This is a genomic window from Paraburkholderia dioscoreae (assembly GCF_902459535.1).
GTDB lineage: Bacteria > Pseudomonadota > Gammaproteobacteria > Burkholderiales > Burkholderiaceae > Paraburkholderia > Paraburkholderia dioscoreae.
On record NZ_LR699554.1, the window covers coordinates 1609762 to 1628797 of the forward strand.

The 19036-nt window shown below is 60.5% G+C and carries 17 protein-coding genes; 4 read left to right on the forward strand and 13 right to left on the reverse strand.

Annotated elements, in window-relative coordinates:
• Window positions 1–111 precede the first annotated feature (111 nt).
• The 8 genes from PDMSB3_RS27420 to PDMSB3_RS27455 form a co-directional block, all read right to left on the reverse strand.
• Window positions 112–495 carry a response regulator transcription factor gene (locus PDMSB3_RS27420; protein ID WP_007177161.1) on the reverse strand — a complete coding sequence of 128 codons (384 nt, stop codon included), beginning with the start codon at window positions 493–495 and terminating at the stop codon, window positions 112–114.
• A 182-nt stretch (window positions 496–677) separates the two neighbouring features.
• A complete protein-coding gene (nicT, locus tag PDMSB3_RS27425) occupies window positions 678–1817 on the reverse strand; it encodes a Nickel transporter NicT (protein ID WP_197740279.1) in 1140 nt (379 codons plus the stop codon).
• Window positions 1818–1913: 96 nt separating this feature from the next.
• The gene (locus tag PDMSB3_RS27430) at window positions 1914–2945 is read right to left on the reverse strand and encodes a DUF4331 family protein (protein ID WP_007177163.1); all 1032 of its coding nucleotides are present in this window, start codon (window positions 2943–2945) and stop codon (window positions 1914–1916) included.
• 316 nt (window positions 2946–3261) lie between these two features.
• A complete protein-coding gene (locus PDMSB3_RS27435; RefSeq protein ID WP_007177164.1) occupies window positions 3262–4545 on the reverse strand; it encodes an MFS transporter in 1284 nt (427 codons plus the stop codon).
• An 81-nt stretch (window positions 4546–4626) separates the two neighbouring features.
• Window positions 4627–5940, reverse strand: coding sequence for a sensor histidine kinase (locus tag PDMSB3_RS27440; protein ID WP_165188345.1), 1314 nt, complete (start codon window positions 5938–5940; stop codon window positions 4627–4629).
• Window positions 5941–6312: 372 nt separating this feature from the next.
• Window positions 6313–7185, reverse strand: coding sequence for an SDR family oxidoreductase (locus PDMSB3_RS27445; protein ID WP_007177166.1), 873 nt, complete (start codon window positions 7183–7185; stop codon window positions 6313–6315).
• Between the two features lie 46 nt (window positions 7186–7231).
• Entirely contained in the window at window positions 7232–8125 is an 894-nt protein-coding gene (locus tag PDMSB3_RS27450; protein ID WP_007177167.1) for an alpha/beta fold hydrolase, read from the reverse strand.
• A 47-nt stretch (window positions 8126–8172) separates the two neighbouring features.
• Entirely contained in the window at window positions 8173–9027 is an 855-nt protein-coding gene (locus tag PDMSB3_RS27455; RefSeq protein ID WP_007177168.1) for a type 1 glutamine amidotransferase domain-containing protein, read from the reverse strand.
• A 349-nt stretch (window positions 9028–9376) separates the two neighbouring features.
• Here PDMSB3_RS27455 and PDMSB3_RS27460 point away from each other — a divergent pair, with 349 nt between their 5' ends.
• Window positions 9377–9964 (forward strand): TetR/AcrR family transcriptional regulator, encoded by a 588-nt coding sequence (locus PDMSB3_RS27460; RefSeq protein WP_007177169.1) that lies wholly within the window; start codon window positions 9377–9379, stop codon window positions 9962–9964.
• A 388-nt stretch (window positions 9965–10352) separates the two neighbouring features.
• Here PDMSB3_RS27460 and acnB read toward each other — a convergent pair whose 3' ends face one another.
• Entirely contained in the window at window positions 10353–12938 is a 2586-nt protein-coding gene (gene acnB, locus PDMSB3_RS27465) for a bifunctional aconitate hydratase 2/2-methylisocitrate dehydratase (RefSeq protein ID WP_007177170.1), read from the reverse strand.
• 256 nt (window positions 12939–13194) lie between these two features.
• On the opposite strand from acnB, the gene PDMSB3_RS27470 reads away from it, so the two are divergent.
• The gene (locus tag PDMSB3_RS27470) at window positions 13195–13644 is read left to right on the forward strand and encodes a ribonuclease (RefSeq protein ID WP_007177171.1); all 450 of its coding nucleotides are present in this window, start codon (window positions 13195–13197) and stop codon (window positions 13642–13644) included.
• Between the two features lie 488 nt (window positions 13645–14132).
• On the opposite strand, the gene PDMSB3_RS27475 is transcribed toward PDMSB3_RS27470, so the two are convergent.
• The 3 genes from PDMSB3_RS27475 to PDMSB3_RS27490 form a co-directional block, all read right to left on the reverse strand.
• Window positions 14133–14567: a hypothetical protein gene (locus tag PDMSB3_RS27475; RefSeq protein ID WP_165187525.1), complete on the reverse strand. Its 435-nt coding sequence runs from the start codon at window positions 14565–14567 to the stop codon at window positions 14133–14135.
• A gap of 344 nt (window positions 14568–14911) precedes the next feature.
• On the reverse strand, window positions 14912–15310 hold the full coding sequence (locus tag PDMSB3_RS27485; RefSeq protein ID WP_007177173.1) for an RcnB family protein: 399 nt from the start codon (window positions 15308–15310) through the stop codon (window positions 14912–14914).
• A gap of 82 nt (window positions 15311–15392) precedes the next feature.
• Window positions 15393–15665, reverse strand: a complete 273-nt coding sequence (locus PDMSB3_RS27490) for a hypothetical protein (RefSeq protein ID WP_007177174.1) — start codon at window positions 15663–15665, stop codon at window positions 15393–15395.
• A gap of 135 nt (window positions 15666–15800) precedes the next feature.
• Between PDMSB3_RS27490 and PDMSB3_RS27495 the strand changes: the two genes are divergently transcribed.
• Window positions 15801–16457: a hypothetical protein gene (locus PDMSB3_RS27495; protein WP_165188347.1), complete on the forward strand. Its 657-nt coding sequence runs from the start codon at window positions 15801–15803 to the stop codon at window positions 16455–16457.
• A gap of 51 nt (window positions 16458–16508) precedes the next feature.
• On the opposite strand, the gene PDMSB3_RS27500 is transcribed toward PDMSB3_RS27495, so the two are convergent.
• Window positions 16509–17489, reverse strand: coding sequence for a LysR family transcriptional regulator (locus PDMSB3_RS27500; protein ID WP_007177176.1), 981 nt, complete (start codon window positions 17487–17489; stop codon window positions 16509–16511).
• A 189-nt stretch (window positions 17490–17678) separates the two neighbouring features.
• Here PDMSB3_RS27500 and PDMSB3_RS27505 point away from each other — a divergent pair, with 189 nt between their 5' ends.
• The gene (locus PDMSB3_RS27505) at window positions 17679–19034 is read left to right on the forward strand and encodes an MFS transporter (protein ID WP_165188349.1); all 1356 of its coding nucleotides are present in this window, start codon (window positions 17679–17681) and stop codon (window positions 19032–19034) included.
• Window positions 19035–19036 lie beyond the last annotated feature (2 nt).

Genomic DNA, 19036 nt, shown 5'->3' on the forward strand with positions numbered 1-19036 from the left:
CCGCAAGAACGGCACACCGAAGGAAGACACGCAGGACTCCGGCCCATTCAATCCGGTACATAGTATCCGAGTCGTTCAATATTAAACAATCAAGGCCCGCCGCGAGCGGGCTTAATGAATTTCGCCGCCTCTTGCCTGGAGCGTTTCGAGGCAACGCGACACGACTGCGCCATCGACAGGTTTGCTGAGCACGCACATCGCTCCGTTGTCCAGCGCCTGGCGGCGCACCACTTCCGATGCGAAAGCGGAGATAAAGATGATCGGCAGCGTAATTCCGCCGTCGAGCAGGTGCCGCTGCATCTCGAGCCCGCTCATGCCGGGCATCTGCACGTCGGAGATGATGCACGCGACGTCACCGATCTGGCCGGAGGCGAGGAAATCTTCGGCGGACGCATAAAGCCGCACGCCCCAACCCAGTGAACGAACGAGCATTGATGTGGCGATGCGGACGGATTCGTCGTCATCGATGATGGAAACTATCGGATGGGTATGCAAGCGACTTATCCTCTGCCATACATTCGGTTACGACGGCACGATGCTGTTTGGCTCGCCGCCCGGATATCCCCATGTTATGGAAAAATCCCTACCGTGAAAATCATATGTGTGTATAGGGGCCGGCCGGGGAAACCGGAAAGACAGGCTGGAAAGCGGCCCGCACAAAGACAGGCCCCCTCCTGTCACTCCCCCATCTGCTGCTTGATGATGCCCGAATGGCTGCGAACAGGCGCCCATTTTTCCTCGATCCGACCGAACTTCCAGATTGCCACGGAGACGAGCCATGTCGCGACGAAGAGTCCGACGATTGCGAAGCCGAGACTGTTCAGATCGATGCCGGATGCCCACGACCAGAATGCGCCGTGTGCATTCAGTGCATTGCTGAACAGTCCGAGGATCTCAATGGTGCCGATCACCACTCCGACTGCGACAGACAGGCCGGTCACCACCAGGTTGTAGTAAATTTTGCGCACTGGCTTCGCCAATGCCCACCCATACGCGACGTTCATGAACGAACCGTCGATCGTGTCGAACAGCAGCATGCCCGCCGCAAATAACACGGGGAGGCAGAGTGTTGCGTACCACGGCAGCCCCGCAGCAGCACCGGACCCTGTCAGGACCAGCAGCGCGATCTCGGTTGCCGTGTCGAAGCCCATGCCGAACAGCAGTCCGACAAAGTACATTTGTCCAGGCTTGCGCACGATCCTCATCAGAGGCGCGAGAAGACGATTCACCACGCCACGGTTCTCAAGCCGATGCTCCAGATAAGCCTCGTCATAGCGCCCGGACTTCATGCGCCGGAACACCTTGTAGATCGCGAAGAACGAGACGATGTTCAACGCCGCAATCAGATAGAGAAAGCCGCTGGAGATACAGGTGCCGATGAGTCCCGCGACTGCGTGAAAGCCCGAACCGGCGTTCGCCACATGACCCGAGAGCGAACGCACGCCCAGTGCGACGAGAAGGGTGAGTCCGAACACGATGGTCGAGTGACCGAAAGAAAACCAGAAGCCGATCGAATGAGCCGGTTTGCCTTCTCCGACCAGCTTGCGCGTCGTATTGTCGATGGCGGCGATATGGTCCGCATCGAACGCATGGCGCATGCCGAGTGCGTATGCCGTCACGCCGATGCCGACTCCAAACACTCTGGAGTCCACGCTCAAATGCAGCGGTACGACAATGGCGATCAACGTAGTCCATCCGACGATATGCAACAAGGCAATGACCACTATCATGGCGATCGCGGTGGTATCGAAATGCAACGGCCGCGAGAATAAGGGTGTCTTGACCGACAGGTGACGGTGACCGGAACGTAAAGGCATAGTGGTCTCTGTTAATGACGACATCGGATGGGCAGACACAGCTCGCCAGGGCTATGTCTGCACGGGCGGCATATCTGTCGGCGAGCAGACAGACGGCTAGACCTTCGGCACGTACGGAAAAGTCGACGAAGGCTTCGACGTGACCGACTCTTTGCCGATGCCGAGCGCGATCGGCGTGTTCGCGGCAATCGTGAACATCACGTCCGCCACGTTGTCGGTCAGCGACCGTCCGTTCCACCCTGCCATGCCGAATACGGCTTGCGTGCCAATCGTGTAGGGAAGCATGTTGGGCAGAAAGCGATGTGCCACGAGCGTCGCATAGCCCTCAGGATCTTCCGCCGTGCCGTTGGCTTTTATAGCGCCTGCGACCGCCCCGATGATAGTCGGACCGTATGTGTCGAAATCGTCGGCCGGGCGTCCTGCATTCAGGCGATTGCCGAGATCCTCGTTGTACTGCGTGAACAGCGGATGGATCATTGGAAGTCCGACCCGGTTGATCGATCTCCAGTCTCCAGCGTCCGTGGCCAGCGTCGCGACAGCCCACACGCCGACGCGACGGTTGTGGCCGGCGTCTGCCAGCAGATGTGCGTCGGGCACCTCCAATACGATGGAATAGACCGTGTGGCCGGCAAAAAGGTTACGAGCCTGCTTCGGATCCCAGCCTGCCAGATCGAGCGGCGTGCCGTCCTGAAAGACGTGGCCAACCGCGTGCAGGACATCGGGCTCGATCCAGAACGGATCGCCCGCCTTGCCGGCCCATACGCGCACGCCGGAGGGCGTCATGACGATTTCATCCGTGCTGCCTTCGGCAATCTGTTCCCCTTGCGCATGCGGATCCGTCGCATCGGCGCCTGCAATGCGGCGCACAACGAAACGCTGCTTGCCTTGCAGGTCGCGCTCGTCGAATGAGATGCGATAGGTCAGTTCCTCCACGGCATTTCCGTCGATATCGATCTTGAATTCGTACATGCCTTCGGGGTGATAGCCTGGAGCGGGTATCTCACCGGCGATGGAATGACAGACGTTGATGACGAAAACCGTACCCGTTTCTCCCCGGAAGCAATACAGATCGGTGATGTCGAGCCGGATATCCTGTCGTGCGAGCGGCGAATCAAGATGGTGGGACATGAGTTGCTCCTTTCGTTGATGTAGCTATCAATGGGCGACGGTTGGTCCGTAAGACGATCATGAAGCCGCCGCGTATGAATCGCTTTCCAGAACGAATGGAATATTTCTGATTCGCACGCCTTGTTTCTTCACACCGTGAAATCATGGCGCAGGCGCGCGGGATGGGAGTGGGATACGCCGTCCGCATGCCTCGAAGGGGGCGTGGCAGAGCCGGTCAGCGCGATGGGTGGCGACGCGAGTCAGGCGATGGTCAGGCGATGATCTGTTGCTCGCTACCGCATGTGTCGCGAACCCGGACGGTTGACGTTCCTGCCGGTCAACGAGCGAAAGTTCGAATGCCGATGAACCGGATAGCCAGCACCGTGATCATCGAAGAACAAAAGATATACCAGGCGCCGGCGAGATGTCCGCCCGTCCAGAAGTCAAATGAGGCAACGACGAGCGGCGCGGTGCCGCCGAAAAGCGCAACGCCGGTCGCGTACACCAGGGACATCGCGAGAACACGCCCTCGAACCGGAAACATCTCGAGGATTGCGATGATGCCTGGTCCGCCACCGAGCGCGGACAGACCCGCAAACAATGCGACCACACAAAGCAGCGTGGTCGAATCGTTGTGAACGGATGCGAGGTGGAAGGCCGGTAGAACGACGACCATCGTCAGAACACGCGAGACGACGATGATCTTCAGCCGACCCAGGCGATCCGCAAGCCAGCCACCGAAGACTGAAAGTATGAATGTGACGACGCCGACAGCGATGGTCGTCACAAACGCCGCGAACGCAGTTGGACGCGAGCCCGTGACGCCGAAGGTGGCGGTGTAGGTCGCTACGTAGGTAGGAACCGTGCCACCGAAGATCAGCACGATCGCCATCGCCCAATCGCGACGCTGCCGGAAAAACACATCGCGATACGGAGCCTGGCCGGGATCCGCCGTGAGCCGTGTCTCGCGGATATGCCGGCGCAAGAAAATCTGCACGGGGATCAGCGCACTCGCGAGCGCGAACGGCAGTCGCCAGCCCCATTGTTCGATCTGCAGGGGCGACAAAAACTGATACAGCGCAATGCCGCAACCGCCCGCCACAATCAGCGCAAGCCCCTGCCCCGCCATCAGGCAACCTGCATAAAAGCCCTTGCGCGCACGGTCGCCATGCTCAAGCAGCAACGCACCGGACGACCCTATTTCTCCTCCGATAGCCACGCCTTGCGCAACACGGCAGAGTAAGATCAACAATGGTGCGTAGACGCCGAGCACACCGTAACCCGGCATGATGGCCACGCCGAGGGTTCCGGCCGTGACCAACGACGAAGTGAGCAGGAGTGCGGGTTTGCGCCCTACACGATCGGCATATCGTCCAATGAAACAGGCACCGATTGGCCGTGAAAGGAAGCCGGCCGCAAAGGTGCCGAGCGTCAGAAGCGGGCCGAGCTTATGCGCCTCTTGCGGAAAATACGCGCGGGCGATGAACGCGCTAAAGGTCGCGTAGGCGAAGAAATCGAAGAATTCCAGTGCGTTGGCGAGAACGATAGTCGCTAGTGTCCCCGCCTCCAACTTGTGAGACTGGCGGACAACTGTCTCACCTTCGTCGAATGGAACCTGCATGCTGGCCGATGCTTCTCTTAAGGATTCGAATTTTCGGGCATGAGCTCACGCCCTCGTGCACGGGTACGCGATGGCATTAACTCACAGCTGGTTTTGCCGGGTACGCTCCGCACTTGAACTGGCTGAACACCCCATTGCGGAGCGTGCCAATGTGAAACAGAAACGGGTGCCTTTGCTACCCGTCGCCGCGATCCATATCTTCCCGCCATGTGCTTCCACGATCGCTCTCGAGATGGGGAGGCCCATGCCCATGCCATCGTCCTTTGTCGTGGCGAAAGGCTGAAAGATCGTATCCGGCTCGGCCGCCTTGATGCCACAACCCGTATCGCTCACCTCGAAAAGAGTGTGTTCATCACCGCTCGCGCCAGCACGAATGGTCAGGATGCGCTCGCGCCCCTCGCAGGTGGTCGCATCTATTGCGTGTATGCCGTTAATCAACAGATTGGTCAGAACCTGTTGCAACTGAATGCGATCCGCAAACGCCGTGCCATCGGATTCGACCTCTTTGACGATCGTGATCTGTTTCGAATCCGCTTCCGGGGCGATCAAAAGCACCGCGGAATCGACGATGTCACCACAATTGAGTACCGTCGCCTGGATGGGTGCGCTGACGAGAAAACTACGTAGCCGGTGACATATTTCTGACATGTCGTACGTCCACCGCATTGCGTGCCGCAACGAGGAAAGCGCCTCGTCGACCTCGGGTTGCGGACGATCCAGCCAGCGTATGGTTGCATCCAGGGCGGTGCGCACGGCCGCCAATGGCTGACCTATTTCATGTGTGATGGATGCCGCGAGCTGTCCGACCATCGAGACTCGTGCGGTGCGAGCCATCTGGGCACGCAAGGTTTGCAACCTGTTGCTATTCTCCTTGTATTCCGTGACATCGAACGCAAAGAAACGAAGCCGGCGATATTTGTGATTTTCTTCAGGAAGCGAACATCTCCATACAATAGGAACCTTAATTCCACTAAGTGTAGTGAGGATACGCTCGCCCTCGCACGATGTGCGTTGCTCGAACATCGCGCCAAGAACTTTGGAATTGCTGAGCCTGTTTGCCGGCAGCAGATCACGCGCCCACGAGAAGAACGTCTGTTTCGACTCCGCACCGAAGAGCGCCAGAGTCGCTTCGTTCGCGTCCACGAACGAATGTAATGAACGAAGTTCCTCAATGACATGAGGATGCTCGTCGAGATACGTTTCGAGATCCTCTACGCCGCTTTGCCTAAGGGAATCAATGCGTTCCTTGATGCCGGACCAATCTTCTATCAGGATGGGGATAGGCGCGGACTGAAATGTTTCGTCAAGGCACGAGGTCAAATTGCTGCGGGGAAGGTGAGCCGAGGTTATATCTATTTCGGCAGAGTCCTCCGGCGTTGCTTTTCGATCTTTCATCGTGAGTGATCCGTGAGGCGGGCGTTGGGCGACTCCCGTGCTACTGGCAACAGGAAGTCTCGGCAAAACGTCCGAACGATTATACAAGCACAATAATTTCCAGGAGGGCCGTTGAACTCGCATTCGGTGAGTGCAATCCGGCGCCCACGTTCAGCCCTTGCCTTTCCAGTAGAATCCGCCTTCCCTCCACGAACGCCACGCCATCCAGCAACCAGACAGAACCATTGACGCCGATAGAGCGAACAGCGCCGCCGGCCCAGGTTGGAACGATGCGCCGTGTGGCGATCACTGCATCGTCGCGGCGCTTTTGGGGCGATGACCGGCCCCGAACCTGTCCTTCATCGCTGCTGGCACGCGCACTGTGCGGATAGGTTAGCGTTGGCCTGACGGTTGCTGGCGCCAGCTCGCCGCATAGTCCGCCGCGAACTTCTCGAAGGTGTTGGGGGCTCGCCCAAGCAGCCTCTCCACATCCGGGCTGACCGCCGCCGGATGGCCGGCCGCGATCACGCGGTTCAGGCTCATGACCGTTTCGATCGACCACTCGTCCATCCCCGCCTCCCGCATTGATGCGACCGCCGCATCATCCGGGACGGCCACGTAACCGATGTTGCGCCCCAGCGCCGCGCCGATGCATTGAGTCACCTCGGTGTTGGAAAGAGCCTTGCCGCCCGTCAGCGTATACGTCTTGCCGGCGTGCGCGGCCGGGTGCTGCAGGATCGAAGCGTTGACGGCCGCTACATCGCGAACGTCGACGAACGATGCCTTTCCGTCGCCCTGCGGAAGATAAAGCGTGCCCGCGCGGATCATGTCTCCATAGAACGTCAGATAGTTCTGCATGAAGCAATTCGGCCGCGTCAACGTGTATGGCACACCGGACTGCATCACCAACTGGTCGATCTCGCCCTGGACGCGACCAATCGCGGAAGCGCTTGCCGGATCGGCTTCCGCTCCCGACGAACGAACGATGTGCCTGACGCCGGCCGCCCTGGCCGTGGCGACGGCGTTGCGGGCCAGCTCGACCATGTTGGCCTGCAGCGGGAGCAGCAGGAACAGCGTATCGATGCCGCGGAATGCGCCAGCGAGGCTCGCGGGGTCAGCCAGATCGGCGACCCGGCTTTCGACGCCCTCGACCACCTTGCCTGTGGACGACATGGCAATGACGTCGGCTCCGGCCACTGTGAGCGCTTTGACGAGTTCGCGGCCGACCGTGCCGGTGGCGCCTGTAACGAGAATGGTGTTGGACATGCGGTACTTCTCCGGGTTAGGACATGAATAAATGTCCACTTCTACCTTAAGCGGCGAAGCGGGCTGTTGACTGGGTCTCGGTGAGAATGCGGGCGAACTCTTCCGGGCTTTCCAGCGAAGAAATGTGACCTGTATCGTTGAGGACGATCATCTTTGCATCCTTGATGAGAGCCCGGTTCGCTTCGCGCTCGGCCGGCCGCGACCAATCGTGATCGCCATAGACCAGTGTCACCGGGGCGTCGATCCGGGCGTAATGCGGTCTTGCCGCGACGTAGCTCGGAAGGGCTCGATAAACGGCACGCGCAACGTTTGAGTAGCCCGGCCGTTTCCCGCCTTTCACCAGTTCGTCAATAAAGTCCGGCGGCAAATTGCGCGGATCGCGCAGCCCGCCGCTCAAGATACCGGCGAGCGTGGCCCGGCTTTCCATGGCGGCGAAAGTCGACCCGATTATGGGCGCGCGTACGCTTTTGATAATGATCGACGCGAGCAGGTTCGCCCGCTCCACACCTGGCAAATAGTCATAAGTGTTGAAGGCGACGACCTGTTTCACGCGATCGCCAAGCTCCGCTGCCGCAGTCAATGCCAGGGTGGCGCCCATCGACTCGCCGGCCAGCGTGATGTCGTGCAAATCCAGTCGTCTGATGAAATTGACGACATGCTCGCGCATCGCCGGCTCCCGATAATCGGCGCCTGGCACGATTTCCGACCAGCCAAACCCCGGGTAGTCGAACACGTACACGGTAAAGTGATCGACGAGTTTTGGGATCACCCGTTGAAACAGGTCCAGTTGGGTACGGATGCTATGCAGCAGGACCAGCGCCGGGCCGTGGCCAGCCCGCAGATAGCGGACCTTTGGACCGCCGTTGGCTAACGTCAGAAACTCCGGCTTCTGATCGGGCCACCAGCGGTGCGTATAGCTGACTGCATTCTGACTCACCATGTTTTCCTCGGTCGTTATGTCTGGAAGTTGAGCGGAAGGATGCTGCGTCATTGCTCGAGTACCGCGGCGAATGTGCGAGCAAAGCTATGGACGTCGCCGGGCCAGCGCGCCGAGACGTAATTCTCATCTCGCACCACCCAGGCGGGGCGATCATCCGTCGCCGTATCGCGCACTGTGCCGCTCGTCTTGCGCCTGAATTCGGGATCGCTCTCGCGAACGTCGATGAAATCCGCAGAGCTGGCGAGTGCGCGCGTGACCTCCTGCTGCACGGACATGTATCCCGTAGGTTGGTCCGCTGCCTCTGTATACGTGCGGTAATAGTTGCGGTCCCAAAAGCGCCCGACATGAGCGAGCGTGCTGGCCTTGCGTTCCAGCGCCCAGGTCAGCGCCGTGGTTTTCCGGCCATGCAGCACGGACAGGCCGTCGGCACGCGTGCTGCGGGCGGCCAGCAGCACGCCATGGCAGATCGCTGCCACAGGCTTTTCCGCAGCGAAGAATTCGGCGGTGATCCGCTGAAGAACCGTGCTTTCGAGATATTCGCGCATGCCGCGCGCCCAGTGCCCACCACCTAACAGCAGGCCGTCGAAGTCCGTGGACTCGATCCGGTCCCAGCGCAGCGGGCTCGCAAAGGCCGGATCCCGCAGCATCTCGACATAGGCGCTCCTGGCGTCGGTATTGGCGCTGAGCAGGAAGCCCAGGACACGGACATTGCGAAGCACCGGGATGCCGCTCCAAGGGTCGAGTCCAATGCCAGAGAGCATGATCGGGTCGCAAGCGCCTTGCTTGCCGTCGGGCGTCGCAAAAACGACCCGATGACCGCGCTGCGTCAATATCTTCCAACTCACCGCGACTTCGGAGGGATCGAAATCGCGACTGGGGATCGGTAACAGAACGAGGCTCATGGCGAGAGTCACTTTGATGGAAAACGGTTGTCTTTGGTTACGCCGACGATCAGGTTTGGGCCCGTTATCGATGTGATGACATATAACATATAGGCGCTTTGATCAGCCGTCAAGCAAAATGTTATATGTCATCACATTGGTGCGAACTCAAACGGAAAGACCTCTACCGGGCCGGTGAGCATCACGGCGATCTTCGGAGAACGCTGGTGCGGATCGCACGCCGCCAAACCGGTGCTGACTGGGCATTTTGTTGATTGCCCGCAATGTGATGAGCTATCATTTCACTAACCTGTGAAACCCGGAGCCAAGCAAACGTCATGACCTGTCACATTCACTTCGATACACATCGATGAGCAAAGGCACGGCAATAAAGACGCCCGGAAAGCAGTCGCACGGCCGGAAGAGCTATCACCACGGCGATTTACGACGTGCGCTGCTCGACGCCGCGCGGGAAGAGATCGCAGCGAACGGCGCCCAAAGTCTGACCCTTGCTTCGCTTGCGCGGCGTGCCGGCGTTGCTCAGTCGGCGCCGTACCGTCACTTTGCGGACCGGGATGACCTACTGTTTGCCGTGGGGGAAGAGGGATTCAGGGAGCTTTCGGCGGCACTGAGCAGCGCGGCGGAATCGGGAGGCGAAGAGGGTTACGTAAGGCGCATGGCGGCAGCATATCTGCAGTTCGGAGAACGAAACGTGGAACGTTATCGCTTGATGTTTGCCTCGCGTCTGGTTCCTGATGCTCTACAGGATAGCCCGCTGAGCAAAGCGGCAAAGGAAAGCTACGACCTCCTCCTCGCGGGCATCTCGGCTCGTGGTCGGAGCGGGCCATATGGGTCCGCCACGGCGGTGTGGGCTCAGTTGCACGGGCTGGTGATGCTGAAGGCTGACGGCTTCGTGACCGAACCGCTCGATGCATTGCTTTCGGAGCTTGCACTTTAAGCTTTCCAGGCAAATGCCTGCCCGACTGTCGGTGCGTGTCCGAAGGGCTCGTAAAGGGTGAAGAATTCGGGATTGACGCGAGCATCATCGGACTCGACGCGAGTTCTGTTCGGGTGTTCCGGGTTCCGAATCAATCAGCTTGACGTGCGGGCGGCCGTCCCGCCAATGCCAGTTCAAGCAGGTCCAGCAGATTCATTTCCCCTGCTCTCTTTCGCACGGACTCCTCCATCGCTTCACGAGACTTATGTGCAGACCCGTGCCTTTCCGAACGGCTGTCAATGGTCCCATTTCTGTGTCGAAAAAAAAATGGCGCTGCCGGCATTCAGCCAGCAGCGCCATTCTTGTAGCGGCTACGACCAGATCAACACGCCGTAGCCCGACAGCACGCTTACATCTCTACAGTGTCCGCCACTTCCTTGAAGTCTTCGATCTGATCGAAGTTCATGTATTGGTAGATCTTGTCGCTGTTGGCGGTGAGCACGCCCATGTCAGCCATGTACTCTTCCTTGCTCGGAATCTTGCCCAGACGCGAGCAGATTGCGGCCAGTTCCGCCGAGCCGAGATACACGTTCGTGTTCTTGCCCAGACGATTCGGGAAGTTGCGGGTCGAGGTCGACATGACCGTCGCGCCTTCGCGCACCTGTGCCTGGTTGCCCATGCACAACGAGCAGCCCGGCATTTCGGTACGGGCGCCGGCTGTGCCGAAGACGCCGTAGTGGCCCTCCTCGGTCAACTGTTTCTGGTCCATCTTGGTCGGCGGGGCCACCCACAGTTTGACCGGGATATCGCGCTTGCCTTCCAGCAGCTTCGACGCGGCACGGAAGTGACCGATGTTGGTCATGCACGAGCCGATGAACACTTCGTCGATCTTCGCACCGGCCACGTCCGACAGCGTCTTCACGTCGTCTGGATCATTCGGGCAGGCCACGATCGGCTCGTGAATGTCGGCCAGGTCGATTTCGATGACGGCTGCGTATTCGGCATCGGCATCCGGCGACAGCAGTTGCGGGTCGGCCAGCCACTGCTCCATTGCCTTGATGCGGCGCTGCAGGCTGCGCGGATCCTGGTAGCCCTGGGCGATCATCCACTTCAGCAGCGTGATGTTGCTGTTGAGGTATTCAATGATCGGCTCCTTGTTGAGGTGGACCGTGCAACCGGCGGCCGAGCGCTCGGCGGAAGCATCCGACAATTCGAACGCTTGCTCGACCTTCAGTTCGGGCAAGCCTTCGATTTCGAGAATGCGGCCCGAGAAGATGTTCTTCTTGCCTTGCTTGGCCACCGTCAGCATGCCTTGCTTGATGGCATACAGCGGAATCGCGTTGACCAGGTCGCGCAGGGTCACACCGGGCTGCATCTTGCCCTTGAAGCGGACCAGCACCGACTCCGGCATGTCCAGCGGCATCGTGCCGGTGGCGGCCGCAAAGGCGACCAGACCCGAACCGGCCGGGAAGCTGATGCCGATCGGGAAGCGAGTGTGCGAGTCGCCGCCGGTGCCCACGGTGTCGGGCAGCAGCATGCGGTTCAGCCACGAGTGGATCACGCCGTCGCCCGGGCGCAGCGCGATGCCGCCACGGGTGCTGATGAAGTTCGGCAGGGTCTGGTGGGTCTTCACGTCCACCGGCTTCGGATAGGCAGCGGTGTGGCAGAACGACTGCATGACGAGGTCGGCCGAAAAGCCCAGGCACGCGAGGTCTTTGAGTTCGTCGCGGGTCATGGGGCCCGTGGTGTCCTGCGAGCCGACCGAGGTCATTTTCGGTTCGCAATACGCGCCCGGCCGGACGCCCTTGCCTTCCGGCAGGCCGCAAGCACGGCCCACCATCTTCTGGGCCAGCGAGAAGCCTTTGCCGCTGTCGGCCGGCAACTGCGGCAGGCGGAACAGGGTCGACGGGGCCAAGCCCAGCGCTTCACGTGCCTTGGCAGTTAATCCGCGGCCGATGATCAGCGGAATGCGGCCGCCGGCGCGCACTTCGTCGAACAGCACCTCGGACTTGACCTGAAACTCGGCGATCACCTCGCCGTTCTTCAGGGCTTTGCCCTCGTATGGGCGCAGTTCGACCACGTCGCCCATTTCCATCTTCGACACGTCGAGTTCGATCGGCAGGGCGCCGGCGTCTTCCATCGTGTTGTAGAAGATCGGGGCGATCTTGCTGCCGAGGCACACGCCGCCAAAGCGCTTGTTCGGAATGAAGGGAATGTCTTCACCCGTGAACCACAGCACCGAATTGGTGGCCGACTTGCGCGAGGAGCCGGTGCCGACCACGTCGCCCACGTATGCGACCAGGTGGCCTTTTTCCCGCAACGACTCGATGAACTTGACCGGACCACGCTTGCCGTCCTCTTCCGGGGTAATACCGGCACGGGCGTTCTTCAGCATCGCCAGCGCGTGCAGCGGGATGTCCGGGCGGGTGGTGGCATCCGGGGCCGGCGACAGGTCGTCGGTGTTGGTTTCGCCCGTCACCTTGAAGACGGTGATGGTCAGGCTTTGCGGCACTTCCGGACGGCTGGTGAACCATTCGGCGTCGGCCCAGCTTTGCAGCACGGCGCGGGCATTGGCGTTGCCCTTGTCGGCCAGTTCCTTGACGTCGTGGAACTGGTCGAACATCAGCAGGGTTTTCTTCAGCGCTTCGGCGGCAACGGTGCCCACTTCAGCGTCGGACAGCAACTCGATCAGCGGCTGGATGTTGTAGCCGCCCAGCATCGTACCGAGCAGTTCGGTGGCGCGGGCGCGCGAGATCAGCGCGCAGGCGGTCTCGCCTTTGGCCACGGCGGCCAGGAAACCTGCCTTCACGCGGGCCGCTTCGTCCACGCCCGCAGGCACGCGATTGGTGATCAGGTCGAGCAGTGTCTGCTCTTCGCCGGCCGGCGGATTCGTCATGAGCTCCACCAGTTCGGCGGTCTGCTGAGCCGTCAGCGGCAGGGGAGGAATGCCGAGTGCGGCGCGTTCGGCCGCATGAATGCGATAGTTTTCAAGCATGGGGACCTGCTGTATTTGCGTTTCAGGGACAGCTTGCAAGGCACGCCGAGACTGTGCCGCGCACTGCTCTCACCCCGATTTTAGATGCAACACCCTACGCAGGTCAAATGTCTTATGTCTTATATAAGAGTAAAAAATACAAAAAGTGTCGATTGCTGCTCTGGACGCGGCCGAACATTGATTCACCCCGCCATTAGCGCTACCCTTGAATCGGTCGTGATCGTCGAGTGCTGGTCAACCCGGAGGCAACCGTTTCGTGAAGCGAGCGTGGGCTTTCTCCTGCATCGTCGCCATAAGCGCGATCCTCGGCGGATGCGACAAGGACGGATCGCGAAATGCCACTCAGGAGCCGGGCGCATCCGCGAGTCAGGCCCAACTTGCGCCGGCCGCGAGCGAGACACCCTCCGCATCGGGCGCGCAGGCTACCGTCACCAAGGCGCAGTTGCCGGGGGAAGCCGCCGAAACACTGCGTCTGATCAAAGCGGGCGGCCCTTTCCCTTTCGGCGAGGACGGTGTCCTGTTCCGCAACAGCGCGGCATTGCTGCCGCAGCATCCGCGCGGCTATTACCACGCCTATACAGTTCGCACGCCTGGCTCGGCGGATCGCGGGCAGCGCCGTATCGTATGTGGTGGACCGCGCAGGCAGACCGGCAACTGCTATTACACCGACGATTACTACGCCAGTTTCAAACGCATTGCGGAATAGCTGAGCCGGTTAAAAACGCCCTGCGCCTCCTGTATGGGAGACGCAGGGGCGTTGTGTTTTCAGGCCGATGCGCCGTGTTCCAGTCACCTTCGGTATACGGCAGTCGATCGGCTTTTGCCGCCGTTCGGCGATTGGGGCAGTGCGTCGGATGCAGGTGGGTTTAGTGCTATTCGCAAACTGGCGGCGGCGAAGCACTTCTTAGTCAATGAATGAGTCTTACTGACTTATTTCACGCCGACGTGGCCACCCGGGCAATCATCAGTTACAGGTCAATCTGCGCCCTCAGGCCCTGGCGCTGATCCGCGAGCGCTACGCCGATTTCGCCCCGACACTGCCTGCGAGTCCCTGCATCCGACGCCTCACGCCCGTCAGATTCAGCGGTAGCACATTCTTGACATGCGTCAATGGGGATGCGACAGGACGCCACAGATTTGCCCCAAGTTGCGATGTAGCATTAACCCATTGCTACGCGGAACCCCAATGTTTGGTCAGATCATCCATCCGGGTAAAGCGGCTGCGTATTCAAAACCGTTATTCAAACCTTTAGGAATCCAAATGTTACCCGTTAGCGCTGTTCTGATCAGTCTGGCTCCGATGTGGGCAATCTTGCTCGCCGTATCCGGTGCATTCGCATACATGCTCTTCTGGCGTAAGGCGATCAAATAGTTTCGGCCCGTGGCCAATCGAAAGCCGATGTGCATACTGGCACGGTTTTGACATTCGCCTGAACTTGACGTTGGTTGGTTGGCGGCGAAGCGACGCACAACGCCTGCTGAACGAATCACCGGCCAACTCTGGCCATCCCGCACGGACGGCGGGGTCGGCTGCACATAAAGGCGGTCGATCACGGCAGTGAGCGGCGCGCGCACGACGAACGGATCCTTGGGCGTGACCTCGGCGGTCGCGAGCACCGTGAGTCGCACGGGAATCACGCATGCCACGGAGTTGTTTGTCGATGGTGGTATAGCGCAGGTTTAACAAGCGGTTACAAGCGATATAGCCAACTGGGCGCCGCCGGCAAGATCACGCCGCCATACGGTATGGGACGCCATGCGCCGATTTCAGCCGAGGATCAGGCCTAACTGGTCGCCACCGTCCTCACAGAAGCCGTCCTGCCATATCAGGAAGATCTATCCGATGTTCGGGCCTGTCGAACCGGATACGACACAGCCAAGACCGTGAGCAATAACGCCGGGCACGGTCCTGTTTATCCACCGAACGGATAACGCCAGGCGGTTCCGAATGTGATTGATTCCAACCCGGCCAGTTAATGCCCGGAAAGCAGAACGTTCGCGATAACGCCCGTCGCGATGGCAGCGAGTACGTAGTCCCCGTTCACGCCCACCCACTGATATCCGCGCGGCGGCGCTTGCAGTCCATGCCCGTGCCAGTCGTCGACGACATAGTTACGATCGCGGTACTCCGCCGGAAGCCGCTCGCCCTTGTGCCAGTCGTTATGCGGAATAGGGCCGCCTGGACCTCCGCGCGACGCGTCGTGGAAAGCAGGCCCGTGACCATTTCCATGCGGCGCCCCGTGGCCAGGGTTCGGCCTGTTGTGCGAAGGCTGGCCGCCGCCGTGGTCGTCATGGTGTGATTGTGCGAAAGTGGCAGCCGACGTGCCAAAGAGTGAAGCGATCAAAAACGGTACGATGACTCTCGACTTCATGTCTGTATTCCAGAGAGAACGGCGGGATATGGGTTGGGATATGGGTTGGGGTTGGCGGCCTGGAGTGCTTCTGACCGGCTTGCTATTGCGTGGCCGTGAGCTTAAGTCCCGGACGCGACCCTTGTGACGTTTCCTGTTGACCTTTGCGCTGGTCCGCTACCTGCTCGATGCCGTTTTTTATGACCTCCTCGCAAAACGCCAGACGTGCACGGTAGTAATCTGCATGCATTTGCGCGTCGAGGATTCGTTGCTCCGCCTGGAAAAGCGCCAGACGAAGTTCGCGCAGTGCTTTTTCGGCCTGTTTCTCCGGCGTGAGCGCGTTGTGCACGGCCCAGTTCGCGATCCATCTCAGCATAGCGAAGTCCTCCTCTCGTTGGATGCTCTTCCTCTGCCACGGCAAAGACTATCAAAATACGATGGCGGTGTGTGTTAAATAATGTTTGTGCGTCAGCGGTCACAAGAACGAAGCGTTTGGGTCGGCAGTTCGGCCTTGGGTTCGGCCGCTTTCGCGTGGAACGTGTCGACAGCTTTGGGCAGGCCGGTAGCCGCCATAGTGCCCGGATACGGCGTCGCCGACGTCATCTACCAGGCTCTTGGCGGATGGTTCGGATTCGGCATGTACAGTTATGAAATGAAGCAGCCCATACAGGAATGGCTGGCGCACACGGCGCCGGCCGTTGCGTCGATTGGGCGGGGCCTGCTGAAGACCGTGCCCGGTCACGCGGAAGCAAGCACAGGCGTACCTGTTTTCAGACACGGCAGCGGCTCCTCGGATGTGTTTCACGCAATCCTCAAGGAGTCGGACAGTTTCAAGCGCGTTTTTGGTCACAGCAAGGGCGCATTGGTGATCAGCAACGCGATGCTCGATCTGCCTGCGGAGAAAACGAGAAACATCGAGGTCGTCACTTTCGGCTGTCCGGTAGATGAAAGCACGCCATCAGCCGGATATGAGCAATTTCTCGGCGTGTGGGATTGGCTCGGGAGCCTGAACGCATGGGGTAACAAAGCAGAACACCATCCGTGGACCAGCCACAGCACCAACACTGGCTGGCCCTTGTCGATGGAGATAGCGCAACTCAGTCACGACCTTCAGAAAATGAGCAAACCACAGCGCGAGGATCCTGTTTCGCAAGCTTTTCCGGGTTAGCGATGCCGGCATCGGAACGCACCGACTGGTCCGCCGCCAGATAACAGAGGTCTAGGAACCATCCAGCCCCGCCGCCCCCGTCTGATCATGCATCAACTCCCCCGCTACCTCCCGCAAACACGCATAGAACAACTGCGCCGCAGGCAAACTCGAATCACCGCGCCAATACGCAACAATCTCACCCAACGGTTCCAGCGGCGGCAACGGCAGCACGCGCATGCCACCGCGCATCACGTGAGGCCGGGCAATCGACATCGGCAGGATCGACACGAAATCGCCGCTGCGTATCAACGCGATATTCAACGCCAGTGCACTCGATTCGACCGCCCCGCCGCCCACCGCAATATCGTTCGCGCCGAGCGTCTCGATCAGCGTCGCGTACGCGGGGGAGCCATGCATCGGCGTGATCCAGCGGGACGCGCGCAGATCGGCCCACGTCACCTGACGGTCGGGATCGCCGAGCGGATGATGCGCACCGACCACGAACACGAAAGGCTCGCGATGGACGATCTCCTGCCGTAGCGTCGTCTGCGTTGCGGGAATGCGGTTGCGGCCAAGAGCGAGATCGAGGTCGCCGTCATCGAGCATCTTGATCAGGCGGTCGAGCGTCGCCTCCGCGAACGATAGCGAAGCCGACGGCGCGCGACGCATGAACAGTTGCACCGAATTCGCGATCAGCGGTTCGGGAATCGTCACCACCGCGCCGACCCGCACATGACCGCCGGTGCCGGACGCGAGCGCGCTGACATCGCGTCGCGCGAGTTCGATATGGCGCAACACTTCGCGCCCGCATGCAACGATCACCTGGCCGATCCCGGTCAACTCCAGCGCATTACCGACCCGGTTCACCACCGGCACGCCGAGGGCATCTTCGATCTCCGCGATCTGTTTCGAAATGGCCGGCTGCGTGACATGGAACGCAGCCGCCACACGCGTAACCTGGCCAAGCTCAGCAAGGCCCACGAGGATACGCAGATGCGGCAGCTTGAGTCCGCTGCGAAAGAAACGCTCAATCGGATCACTGTTCTGCATGGCAAGGGTTTTCCCGGAAACACGGATCGGCATAACTATTCAGTTATAACTTTCGCCGAAATCGTGATTTGCGGCAACGCCCGCGACGCGACTACCCTTTCGACACTGCCACTAGAAGGCAGCGGTCCGCAGCACGGGCAAACACAAACGATGAGACAGCGCGCTGACGGCGCGCACTGGAGACAGACCATGAGCGTCCCTTCATACGGACCCGAATCCGGCAGCGCGGCCGATCCTCACAACGCTGCGCTCTACGCCAAACTCACGCGGCGCATCGTGCCGTTTCTGTTTCTGGCATTCGTCGTCGCGTATATCGACCGCGTGAACGTCAGCTTCGCAAAACTGCAGATGCTGAGCGACCTGTCGCTGAGCGAAACGGTGTACGGCGCGGGCGCGGGGATTTTCTTCGTCGGCTATTTCTTCTTCGAAGTGCCGAGCAATCTGATCCTGAACCGGGTCGGCGCGCGCCGCTGGATCGCGCGGATCATGGTCACGTGGGCGATCGTGTCGGCCCTGACGATGTTCGTCAGCGGCCCGACATCGTTCTACGTCATGCGCTTTCTGCTCGGCGTCGCCGAAGCGGGATTTTCCCCCGGCATTCTGCTGTACCTGTCCAACTGGTTTCCGTCGACGCGGCGCTCGCAGATCATCGCGCTTTTCATGACCGCGATTCCGGTGTCCGGCGCTATCGGCGGCCCGTTGTCGGGCTGGCTGATGGCGCATTTCGCGGGCACCTACGGTCTTGCCGGATGGCGCTGGCTGTTCGTGGTCGAAGGCCTCGGTTCGCTAGCGGTCGGCATTGCCGCATTCTTCGTACTGCACGACCGGATCGACAACGTGCGCTGGCTGAACGCCGACGAAAAATCGCGCCTTGCCGCCGATCTCGCCCGCGACGCGAGCACGCGCACCGAAACCTCGGCGCGCGGCGCCTTCGCCAGCAAGCGCGTGTGGTTGCTCGGGCTGCTGTACTTCTGCATCGCAATGGGCAATTACGGTCTCGCGTTCTGGGTGCCGACCATCATCAAGGCGAGCGGCGTTGCCAGCGTGAGCAACATTGGCTGGCTGTCGGCGGTGCCGTCGCTGATCAGCGCGGTCGCGATGGTGCTGATCGCGCGTCACGCGGACCGTCACGACGAACGCCGCGTACATGTCGCGGTCTGCTGCGCGATCGGCGCGCTCGGTTTGCTGGCGTCGGTGCTGTTTGCGTCGAACGTCGCAGTGTCGATCGCGGCGCTGATCATCGCGGCTATCGGCATCAATTCGATCGCGCCGGTGTTCTGGGGCATTCCGACCGCCCTGCTCGGCGGCGCGGGCGCGGCGGCGGGCATCGCCGTGATCAATTGCACCGGCAACCTGGCCGGCTTCGTGAGTCCGTTCATCGTCGGGCGGCTGTCCGATCTGAGCGGCGGCAAGCTGTTGCCGGGCATGCTCGCCATCGCCGTAGCGCTGTTGATCGGCGCGGCGATCGTGCTGCGCATGCCACTCAGGCGCGCTTCCGCTTCTGCGGCGAGCGCGCCTAACTCCAGCATTCCACAGAGGACTTGAAT

Coding starts and splice junctions, on each gene's coding strand:
- nicT (WP_197740279.1), bottom strand. CDS start 1,817: ATGCCTTTACGTTCCGGTCACCGTCACCTGTCGGTCAAGACACCCTTA.
- PDMSB3_RS27430 (WP_007177163.1), bottom strand. CDS start 2,945: ATGTCCCACCATCTTGATTCGCCGCTCGCACGACAGGATATCCGGCTC.
- PDMSB3_RS27435 (WP_007177164.1), bottom strand. CDS start 4,545: ATGCAGGTTCCATTCGACGAAGGTGAGACAGTTGTCCGCCAGTCTCAC.
- PDMSB3_RS27440 (WP_165188345.1), bottom strand. CDS start 5,940: ATGAAAGATCGAAAAGCAACGCCGGAGGACTCTGCCGAAATAGATATA.
- PDMSB3_RS27445 (WP_007177166.1), bottom strand. CDS start 7,185: ATGTCCAACACCATTCTCGTTACAGGCGCCACCGGCACGGTCGGCCGC.
- PDMSB3_RS27450 (WP_007177167.1), bottom strand. CDS start 8,125: ATGGTGAGTCAGAATGCAGTCAGCTATACGCACCGCTGGTGGCCCGAT.
- PDMSB3_RS27455 (WP_007177168.1), bottom strand. CDS start 9,027: ATGAGCCTCGTTCTGTTACCGATCCCCAGTCGCGATTTCGATCCCTCC.
- PDMSB3_RS27460 (WP_007177169.1), top strand. CDS start 9,377: ATGAGCAAAGGCACGGCAATAAAGACGCCCGGAAAGCAGTCGCACGGC.
- acnB (WP_007177170.1), bottom strand. CDS start 12,938: ATGCTTGAAAACTATCGCATTCATGCGGCCGAACGCGCCGCACTCGGC.
- PDMSB3_RS27485 (WP_007177173.1), bottom strand. CDS start 15,310: ATGAAGTCGAGAGTCATCGTACCGTTTTTGATCGCTTCACTCTTTGGC.
- PDMSB3_RS27490 (WP_007177174.1), bottom strand. CDS start 15,665: ATGCTGAGATGGATCGCGAACTGGGCCGTGCACAACGCGCTCACGCCG.
- PDMSB3_RS27500 (WP_007177176.1), bottom strand. CDS start 17,489: ATGCAGAACAGTGATCCGATTGAGCGTTTCTTTCGCAGCGGACTCAAG.
- PDMSB3_RS27505 (WP_165188349.1), top strand. CDS start 17,679: ATGAGCGTCCCTTCATACGGACCCGAATCCGGCAGCGCGGCCGATCCT.